The sequence below is a fragment of the Nocardia sp. NPDC060220 genome (assembly GCF_042727815.1).
Taxonomy (GTDB): domain Bacteria; phylum Actinomycetota; class Actinomycetes; order Mycobacteriales; family Mycobacteriaceae; genus Nocardia.
This window is the reverse complement of record NZ_JBHWZY010000681.1, coordinates 1-3,814: the sequence shown is the minus strand read 5'-3', so window position 1 is coordinate 3,814 and position 3,814 is coordinate 1. Positions and strand designations below refer to the sequence as shown.

Genomic DNA, 3,814 nt, shown 5'->3' with positions numbered 1-3,814 from the left:
GGGCCCTTCGGGCCCCTGATCTTCCCTCCCTCCGGGTACTCCTTCGTCGCACCCTTCGGTCAGTCCAGATCAGGGCGGGCCCCTAGAGAGACTTACAAAAGGCGCTCAGGTGCTCGGGGTTTGCGGGGGGCGCGGCGCGGAGGGGTTCTTGCGGCTTAAGCTGCTGTTGCCGGACGTGCTTGCTTGCCCGGTGCTATGTCTCGAGCGCAGCGTGTGATCGAAAGGGAGTATCGGCGGTCATGGTCAACGTCACCGATGGATTCGGGTCGAGCGTTCTCGGATACCCGAGGATCGGTCCGCACCGAGAGCTCAAGCGTGCGCTCGAGTCGTATTGGCGCGGATCGCTCGAACGCGAGGAACTGCTCACGGTAGGACGCGATATCCAGGAGCGTCAGTTCAACGAACTGGCCGCGACCGGACTCACGCAGGTGCCGGGCAACACCTTCTCCTTCTACGATCACATCCTCGACAACGCGCTGCTGTTCGGCGCTGTGCCCTCGCGTTTCAAGGAGTTCGAGGCCGGGCTCGACCCGCTCGACTTCTACTTCCTGATGGCGCGCGGCAACCCGGACACCCCGCCGCTCGAGCTGGTGCGTTTCTTCGGCACCAACTACCACTACCGCCAGCCCGAACTCGACGCCGACACCACGTTCTCGCTGCATCCGCAGGCCCTGCTCGACGAGTGGGACCGGGCGGCCGCCCGCGGGATCGAGCTGCGTCCGGTGGTCCTCGGCCCGGTGTCGTTGCTGCTGCTGTCGAAGGCCGGGCATGTGCCGGGCGAGGCCGAGTTCGACACGTTGAGCCTGCTCGATCAGCTGCTGCCGTTCTACGAAGAGCTGTTCGAGATCCTCGCCAAGCGCGGGTCGACCTGCGTGCAGCTCGACGAGCCCTGCTTCACCGGCGAGCGCACTCCCGCCGAGCTCGCCGCGTTCGAGAAGGCATACAACCAGCTGGCGAAGGCGCCGCTGCGTCCGCGCATCCTGGTCACCGGGCAGTACGGCGACTTCGGCGAGGCGCTGCGGATTCTGGCCGCGAGCAATGTCGAGGCCATCGGACTCGATCTGGCCTCCTACCGGATGCAGCCGGAGGAACTGGCGGCGATCCCGGGGATCCGGCGCAAGCGGATCTACGCGGGTGTCATCAGTGGTCAGAACGTGTGGCGGGCCGACCGTTTCGTCACGCTGAGCTACCTCAACGCGATCGCCGAGGTGTGCCCGGATCTGGTGGTGTCGACCGGCACCACGCTGCTGCACGTGCCCTACGACGTGCTCGCCGAGTACGACATCGAGGGCAACGTCGCCGACCGGCTCGCCTTCGCGAAACAGAAGGTGGGCGAGGTCGTCTCACTCGCCAAGGCACTCACCGAGGGCCCGTCGGAGAACTGGCGCAAGCGGCCGACCGAGGTGCACTTCAAGCAGAAGCACGCGGTGCGCCAGCGGGTGTACGCCGTGACGCCCGAGATGCGCGAACGCGCGCCCTACGACGAGCGCGCGGCCGCGCAGCAGGAGCGGTTGAACCTGCCGTTGGTGCCCGCCACCACGCTCGGTTCGTTCCCGCAGAGCGGCAAGCTGCGCCAGGCCCGCCACGAGGTGGCCTCGGGCCGGCTGTCCGACGACGACTACCGCAAGCAGGTCGAGGCCGAGATCGAGGCCACGATCCGGCTCCAGGAAGACATCGGCCTCGACGTGTTCGTGCACGGTGAGCACGAACGCAACGACATGATCCAGTTCTTCGCCGAGCAGCTCGACGGTTTCGCCACCACCCGCTTCGGCTGGGTGCAGGTGTACGGCTCGCGCTGTGTGCGACCGCCGATCGTCTACGGCGATGTGGCACGGCCCGCACCGATGTCGGTGGAGTGGACCACCTACGCGCAGTCGCTGACCGACAAGCCGGTGAAGGGCATGGTCACCGGGCCGGTCACGATGCTGGCGCGTTCGTTCGTCCGCCAGGATCAGCCGCTCTACGAGACGGCCGACCAGGTGGCGCTCGCCATCCGCGACGAAGTGGTCGACCTGGAGAAGGCCGGGATCGCGATCATCCAGGTCGACGAACCCGCCATCCGCGAGCTGCTCCCCGCCCGCCCGCACGGCCGTGAGGAGTACCTGCGCTGGGCGGTCGGCGCGTTCAAGCTGGCCACCTCCGGCGTGCGTTCCGACACCCAGATCCACACCCACATCGGCTATTCCGGCCGCACCGAGGTGGTCGACGCGATCGATCAGCTCGACGCCGACGTCACCGCCATCGTGGCGACCCGCTCGATCGAATGGGTCATCGAGGCGCTCACCGAGGACCTGTCCTCGGGCCACGGCCTCACCCACGGCGTCGGCCCCGGCGTGTACGAGAGCCGCTCGGCCCGCATCCCCGATATCGACGAGTTCGACGAACTGCTCACCCAGGCCGCGAATGCCGTGACCCCGCAACGGTTGTGGGCCAACCCCGACGGCGGCCTCAAGACGCGCCACTACTGGCAGCTGGAGCCGTCGTTGCGCAACATGGTGGCTGCGGCTCGCCGGGTCCGCCGCCGCGCGTTGGCCGCGCAGGAGGCTGCCGCGACCGAGGGGTAAGCGAACAAAGCAAAAAGGGCGCACCGGGTTTCGGTGCGCCTTTTTTGTTGCCGGATGGTCCCTACGCCTAGCGCCGGGTTTTATTACGGTACGTACTGTACCGTTGTGGCATGACAGTGATGACCTGGCCGGATTCCCTACGTGTAGCGCAGGTTCGGATCGCCCGCCCGACGGATCGGCTCGACGAGGTAGTGCGCTTCTATGTCGACGGGCTCGGGCTGCGCGAGCTGTACCGGTTCGAGAACCATGCCGGATACGACGGGGTAATGGTCGGTTTGCCCGGCGCCGATTACCACCTCGAGTTCACCAGTCATGTCGATGGCAGCCCGGGTGCGGCGCCCAGCGCGGAGAACCTGCTGGTGCTCTATTTCGACGGTGCGGCGCCGATGTTCGACGTGGTGGAGCGGCTCGGTGAGTTCGGGGTCGAGCCGGTGCCCGCGCAGAATCCGTACTGGGCGGCCAACGGCGGTATGGCATTTCCCGATCCGGATGGGTGGATCGTCATGCTCGTGCCACGGCCGGTCTTCTGATGCCCGGACGCGCGCGCGAGGACCGGATCGATGTCGCGGTGCTGGCCGCCACCCGGCAGCTGCTCGACGACAACGGCTACGCCGAACTGTCGATCGGTGCGGTGGCGACCAGGTCGGGCATTCATCGCCCGGCGATCTACCGGCGCTGGCCGTCCAAGCGGCATCTGGTCGTCGCGGTGGTCGCCGATCTGCTCGGTGTCCGGCCGACGGACGACACCGGCGATCTGCGCGCGGATCTCACCGCGGCCCTGCGCGGCCTCGTCGCCGCGCTGCGCGACACCCCGCTCGATCGGGTGCTGCCCGCGCTGGTGGCAGACCTGACGAACGACCCTGAACTGCGCGCACACTTCCTGTCCACGGTCTTCGAGCCACGCAGGGAAACCACCGCGAACGTCCTGCGCTCGGCGATGGGGCGCGGCGAGGTCGATCCGGACATAGATCTCGACTTCGTCCTCGACACGGTCGCGGCGACGATCTACTTCCGTGCACTCTTCGGTCATCTGCCGTTGGACGACGCACTCGTCGATGCCTCGGTGAACGCCGTCCTGCGTCTGGTGCGCCCGCTCGATAGCTGAGGGCGCTAGGTCGAGGGCGCGCTGATACAGCGGTCGGCCACGGTCAGCAGCGCCGGATCATGGCGCTGATCGGGCGGTTTTCGAATTATTCGAAAACATGCCATAATTGTGGCGGTCCCTAGGAGGCGCGATGACCGCAACGTTG

Annotated in this window: 3 protein-coding genes; all 3 read left to right on the top strand. The window is 67.2% G+C overall.

The features are described 5' to 3' along the window. The first annotated feature begins 239 nt into the window (after positions 1-239). Positions 240-2,564, top strand: a complete 2,325-nt coding sequence (gene metE / locus ACFWF3_RS27615) for a 5-methyltetrahydropteroyltriglutamate--homocysteine S-methyltransferase (protein ID WP_379316330.1) — start codon at positions 240-242, stop codon at positions 2,562-2,564. 110 nt (positions 2,565-2,674) lie between these two features. Beyond that, positions 2,675-3,094, top strand: a complete 420-nt coding sequence (locus ACFWF3_RS27610) for a VOC family protein (protein WP_379316328.1) — start codon at positions 2,675-2,677, stop codon at positions 3,092-3,094. After that, entirely contained in the window at positions 3,094-3,669 is a 576-nt protein-coding gene (locus ACFWF3_RS27605) for a TetR/AcrR family transcriptional regulator (RefSeq protein ID WP_379316326.1), read from the top strand. The genes ACFWF3_RS27610 and ACFWF3_RS27605 overlap by 1 nt, the downstream gene beginning before the upstream one ends. Positions 3,670-3,814 lie beyond the last annotated feature (145 nt).